We start from the raw sequence: 5,623 nt of genomic DNA, 5'->3' as shown, positions 1-5,623 counted from the left end.
CATACAGTCCATTTTCGTGATAAATAGAGGCATCACTTTAAAAATAGATAGAAGGTTACAATAGATGAGAATGTACAAACGACCTCACATAGGCGAATTAATCACTGAAACTTTGAATGAACTTAATCTAAGTATTGATATTTTAGCTGAAAAGTTAGGAATGAATGTATTCGAAACTGAACAACTCGTTAATGGTAATCTAATCATTACATTACAAATTGCGAAACGTCTATCAATGACTCTCGGTAGCAGTCCATCATTTTGGTTAAATATTCAAAAAAATTATTACAAACGCTCCTCTATTTAGAATGATTTTTTTGAAGATATTTAACCCATCAAATTCTATTTTTTGTACTTTAATATTTGGTCATATTCAGCCAAAATTTAAACTTAAAATAAGCACAGTTATTAATTTTGAACATCAATTGACATTAGTTTACACAAAAAAACTGATGCATTGATGCATCAGTAGTGCATCATCTTGATGCGTGATAACAGTATTTACAGTTTAACTCTCTATATTACATATGATGTGCAACCATTTATTTCATACTTACCCATAGGGTATATAAAGTTTCAACATTTTATATTCTGCATCAATTCGTCATCAGAATGATGCAGAAATGCATCAGTTCCATGTTTACATAGCCATAACAATTAAAAACAAACTTCATATTTATCAAATAAATACCATCAAAATTCCATTTTGCGTATGGTGTGTGTTTGCAAGAAACCAAAATTGGCGAGTGCAAAATATTTTTAGTGACTGATAAGTAGTTTTTTGATGGTCACAAAAGATATTTTTATTATATGCGCGACAATATGCGTAATTGTTTTCGATTAATTCATTTCTGTCCTCACGTAAAAGCTTCTGTAATACTCTCTGTTTAATTTAAATATCGTAGTTAGGAGATAATGCAACTTTGTGATTACGGTGGCTTAAAATCGATTACAGAGCGTTCAGACCATCACTAACTGGATGAGCCGTGAGCGAAGCGAGCTCAATGACACGGGAAGAGCAACGGCGCAATGGCAAGATGGTCGGAGACAAAAGATAGGGTCAGCGAGTTGCCCGAGCAAAGCGAGGGAGCTACTTAGGTGTTTTAGGTTTGTTTTGAAAAGGAGCAAATCTTGTTTGCGACATCCTTTTAACTACTGCAAATCGACGGCAGTTTTCTGATTTATCCACAGGGCTGGGATCTATTCTTTTTTATCTTTTATTCTTTCTTTATTCTAGTAATTTTAAATTATTGTTTTTTAATAAAAAAAAAAACATTAAATGTAGGAAAAATTAGGCTAGATGTAGGAAAAATTAGGCTAGCAGTGGGAAAGATGTAGGAAAAATTAGGTTATTCACAATCAAACATAAAAAATGTAGTTGATTTTAATTGCTACATTATTATGATTTATGTAGCGATTTAAATTACTACATAATGGTGATTGGCATGTCTGAATTAGTTGTGTTTAAAGCAAATGAATTAGCAGTAAGCCGTTATGATCTAACTGAACATGAAACCAAGCTAATTCTGTTTTGCGTTGCAAAGTTGAACCCTACAATTGAAAACCCAACAAGGGATGAATTAACAGTTAAATTCTCATGTTCTGAATATGCGCGCACTATGGGCTTAAGTTATGAAAATGCTTGGGGAAGATTGAACAGTGCAACTAGTGATTTATTTAAACGCTCTGTTGAATTAATTTATCCTACAGGAGCAGTTTCTAAACGAATTTTCAATTGGACGGAATACGCTGAGTTCAATAGAGAAGAACAAACTGTAACATTAGTATTTAGCTCATATATTCAACCACTTTTATTTCATTTAAAAAAATTCATTAAATACAATCTTGAGCATGTTAAAGCCTTTGAAAATAAATACTCAATGCGAATATATGAATGGTTACTAAAGGAGCTTTCACAAAGAAAAACGCATAGGGGAAACATTGAGATAAGTATCAAGGAATTTAAGTTTATGCTCATGCTTGAAAAAAACTACCCTTTATATGCAGAATTGAATCGCTGGATCCTAAAACCAGTTACAAATGACTTAAACACTTACAGCAATATGAAGTTGACTATTGAAAAACGCGGTCGTCCTGCTGACACACTGATCTTTCAAGTTGAACTGGATAAGCAAATTGACCTTGTGACTGAACTAGCAAAAGATCCAGCATCAAAAAAAGAAGATAAGACAATCCGTTTAACACCTGAAAATCGTCTTCATGAGGGGCTAAAAACAACATTGCATGATGCTTTAACTGCAAAAATTCAACTGACTAGTTTTGAAGCAAAATTCCTGAGCGATATGCAAAGCAAGTACGATCTTAACGGCTCATTTACATGGCTGACTCAAAAACAACGAACTACGCTAGAGAAAATTCTGGCGAAATACGGGCGGATATGAGGTATCTATGGCACTGGTATCAGTTACAGAGGCAGCCAGACTAACTGGAAAAAACAGAGCAACAATACATCGCTATATTAAGCAAGGAAAACTGTCGCAAATTTCTGATGCAACAAATACAAAAAAAGTAGATACATCAGAGCTTATTCGTGTATTTGGTTCACTAAATGCGACACATGCAACACTATCGCAAAGCGATGCAATGCAGCACGATGCAACACCTAAAACAGATCAATCCGTTGCACTGTTACAACAAAAAATTGCACTTTTAGAACAACTGCTTGAAAGCAAAAATAACGAATTACAACGTCAGGACGAGCATATAGACAGCCTGAAACAAGCAATGCTGTTAATCGAATCCAAGCTGCCGACAACACCTGAACCCGTTACACCAGTACCAGCCAAAAAATCGTGGCAATTCTGGAAAAAATAGCCGGTTGGCGTCATTTTCACCCTGAAACCCAAACCACCATTTTGATAACAAATGAGCAACAATAAAACGGGGCATTTTCGGCAGGAAAAGAGACGGTTTTGAACTGTTCGGGGTATTTTCAGGATGAAACCGGAAATCGGTGTGCGCTTAAGCACCCTTATGTTAAATAAGGTTGTTTGATTCAAAATCCTAACTATAAAACATCGAGTTACAATATCAAGCCTGATAATGTAATTATCAGACTACCTTCCTCTGAAAAAGACTAGTTATACATCTAATATATCGGAACAAAGAGTTATCTACATCAAAAACAAGCTTTAGAAAAAAGCTATTACAATGCACATAATGTTACTTATAGTCTGTAGATATATAGTCATCAAAAAGTCAATATTTGTCATATGAAAATATTGGATTCGTTTGGCCTTAGAATAAAAAAACTAAGGAAAATAAAAAAATTATCTCAAGAAGAACTGGCTGAATTGTCAGGGCTTCACCGTACTTATATTAGCTCCTTAGAAAGGGGTCAACGAAATCCAACTTTAACGACTTTAAGCTTGATATCTAAAGGGCTTAACGTAACTATCGATGAACTGTTGAAGGAACTGGATTTTGAATAAAATATATTCAAATCAAGAAGAGTTAAATAAATTAGAAACTATATTGGTTGGGTACTTAAAATTACCATTTACTGAAGATACAATTCCCGGATCTTTAATGGAGAATGTTTTAGCAACAGTTAGGCAAGGAGTTGTTTTAAATACATATGACTTTGTTGATGTAGTAAATAAAAACGAAAAGATAGGATGGCAAGTAAAATCAACAAAAGATACTACACCAGTAACATGGAAAAGAGCAAAAATAGCAAATTCTCAAAGTTTGATTAATGAATCATTTAATTCTGATAAAGCACTTTCAATTTTAGGAAATGAAATTATTAGATTCTGTAACGATCATGCAGAAGAAAGCCTACGTCTATATAATTTAGATGCTATTGGTTATTCTAGATTAATTGTTCATAAAAATAATAGAATATCTTACTTTGAACGCTTATTATGCACAAAGGAAAACCCTATCATCTTTAATGAAGATGACTTTATTTGGCATTGGTCTACACCAAAAGTAACAATCAAAAAGGAACAACTTCCAGCACTTCATGGGATCAATAAAAAAAATAATAAAAAATGGTTTGCGTGGCATGGTTTAGGGGAAAACCAATTACATTTTAGTGGTGAAAAAGAATGGTGGCCGACAGATGGGAGTCTAAAAACATTCGACTTCCCATCATCTAAACTTAATAGATCCGAGCTAATGAATTTACTTGAGAACTTATCTAAGCTAACTTAAAAAAGATTCTCCCATTATTTTAGCTAATAAAGGTGGGACAGAATTACCTAACTGTCCTGCTTGTTGTGTATACGTACCAATAAAAATAAAATCATCTTTAAAGCTATGTAATCTAGCAGCTTCTCTTATTGTTATAACTCTGTCATCAACAGGATGACCAAACCTGCCAGAACCTGGGTGGAAAACCCATCGTGTAATAGTCGGCATAATCATCTCTTTAGTAAGTCTCCCATATGCTCCACTATAACCACTTTTAGGTCTTAAATGGTCAGGTAAATCTTTGATACCTTCACCAGCCTTTAATGAAGACATTCTTTCTTGCTGAATCTTACTTAATTTTTTAGCTATATGATTAAAAACAACTTTATTGCCATTTCTAATATACTGTTGATATTCATTTAATGGTTTACTTACATATGAATCTGGTTCAACACCTTCTCCACTATTTAAAGGTCTTAAATCACTAATTGCATCCCAAACACTAATGTATTTTTTCATTCCATCTTTTTCATTAATCGAAGAGTGTGTTTCTTTAGGGTAGATAGGCTTAATTCCATCTCTTCTAGCAATGAAAAATGCTCGCTTTCTTCTCTGTGGAACCCCATAATCAGCAGAGTTATGCACACCATGAATAACATCATATCCAACATTACTCAGCCTACTTACTATCTGGTCTGTATAGTATTGATCAAATCCATTCCTCATCTCAGCTACATTTTCCATCAAAATAAACTTGGGTAAAATTCGTTCACAATGAGAAAGAAAAACATCTACTAACTTATTATTATCGCTATCAACTAATCTTTGTGATCTTGGTACGTTTTTTGAAAAACCTTGGCAAGGTGGCCCCCCTGCTAATAAATCTAGCTCCCCCCGTTTTAAATTAAAACGATTCATCAATTCATATGAATCTATTTTTGATAAATCTGAACAAATAGATTCAGAATTTGGAAAATTCTTTGTGAACGTTTTTATATAATCTTTTTCAATATCTATACCTGCCAATATTTTAAATCCAGCATCGCGTAAACCAGCAGATAAACCTCCACAACCACAAAATAAATCTATAGCTTTCATCGTTCCTAATAAACCCTTTAATGTTACTTATAGTATTCAATATATAACATTGAAATTAATGCAGCAAGCTATGTCATTCTAAAATTGGGATTGTACCCCCCCACCCCTAAATTTCGATGACAGCAAACAAATAGATACTATCAACACACTTCACTAATTTAATCATCAAACCCTACAAATCCATGCTGAAAGTTTAGAGCGGTTTCTGTAGCAGTTAGGCATATTTTTAACATCGGCACAGTTGACTGAAAAGCTGACCTGAAATCGTTGAAAAGCACAAATTTGTTTTGTGATGTTCGACGATTTTACCAACCGAGTAAAACGAGGACGGTAGTAGTGTTTTAAGTAAGCATAAAAGTTAACGATA

Annotated in this window: 6 protein-coding genes; 5 read left to right on the top strand and 1 reads right to left on the bottom strand. The window is 33.7% G+C overall.

The annotated features are described in order from the left end of the window. Positions 1-64: 64 nt before the first annotated feature. From PSF09_RS20355 to PSF09_RS20335, 5 genes are all read left to right on the top strand, one after another. Positions 65-307, top strand: coding sequence for a HigA family addiction module antitoxin (locus tag PSF09_RS20355; RefSeq protein WP_272684415.1), 243 nt, complete (start codon positions 65-67; stop codon positions 305-307). Between the two features lie 1,138 nt (positions 308-1,445). Continuing rightward, positions 1,446-2,402, top strand: coding sequence for a replication initiation protein (locus tag PSF09_RS20350; protein ID WP_001293214.1), 957 nt, complete (start codon positions 1,446-1,448; stop codon positions 2,400-2,402). A gap of 7 nt (positions 2,403-2,409) precedes the next feature. Beyond that, positions 2,410-2,835, top strand: coding sequence for a helix-turn-helix domain-containing protein (locus tag PSF09_RS20345; RefSeq protein ID WP_164526971.1), 426 nt, complete (start codon positions 2,410-2,412; stop codon positions 2,833-2,835). 398 nt (positions 2,836-3,233) lie between these two features. Beyond that, a complete protein-coding gene (locus PSF09_RS20340) occupies positions 3,234-3,452 on the top strand; it encodes a helix-turn-helix domain-containing protein (protein WP_272684414.1) in 219 nt (72 codons plus the stop codon). After that, entirely contained in the window at positions 3,445-4,179 is a 735-nt protein-coding gene (locus tag PSF09_RS20335) for a hypothetical protein (RefSeq protein WP_272684413.1), read from the top strand. The genes PSF09_RS20340 and PSF09_RS20335 overlap by 8 nt, the downstream gene beginning before the upstream one ends. Here the strand turns inward: PSF09_RS20335 and PSF09_RS20330 are convergent. Next, on the bottom strand, positions 4,171-5,256 hold the full coding sequence (locus PSF09_RS20330; protein WP_272684412.1) for a DNA cytosine methyltransferase: 1,086 nt from the start codon (positions 5,254-5,256) through the stop codon (positions 4,171-4,173). The genes PSF09_RS20335 and PSF09_RS20330 overlap by 9 nt on opposite strands. Positions 5,257-5,623 lie beyond the last annotated feature (367 nt).

The sequence above is a fragment of the Providencia sp. PROV141 genome, from assembly GCF_028481645.1.
Lineage (GTDB): Bacteria > Pseudomonadota > Gammaproteobacteria > Enterobacterales > Enterobacteriaceae > Providencia > Providencia rettgeri.
This window is presented reverse-complemented; position numbering and strand designations above follow the sequence as displayed.

What these genes read in the sequence shown, in the direction of transcription:
- PSF09_RS20350 (WP_001293214.1), top strand. Translation starts at nt 1,446, where the DNA reads ATGTCTGAATTAGTTGTGTTTAAAGCAAATGAATTAGCAGTAAGCCGT.
- PSF09_RS20340 (WP_272684414.1), top strand. Translation starts at nt 3,234, where the DNA reads ATGAAAATATTGGATTCGTTTGGCCTTAGAATAAAAAAACTAAGGAAA.
- PSF09_RS20345 (WP_164526971.1), top strand. Translation starts at nt 2,410, where the DNA reads ATGGCACTGGTATCAGTTACAGAGGCAGCCAGACTAACTGGAAAAAAC.
- PSF09_RS20330 (WP_272684412.1), bottom strand. Translation starts at nt 5,256, where the DNA reads ATGAAAGCTATAGATTTATTTTGTGGTTGTGGAGGTTTATCTGCTGGT.
- PSF09_RS20355 (WP_272684415.1), top strand. Translation starts at nt 65, where the DNA reads ATGAGAATGTACAAACGACCTCACATAGGCGAATTAATCACTGAAACT.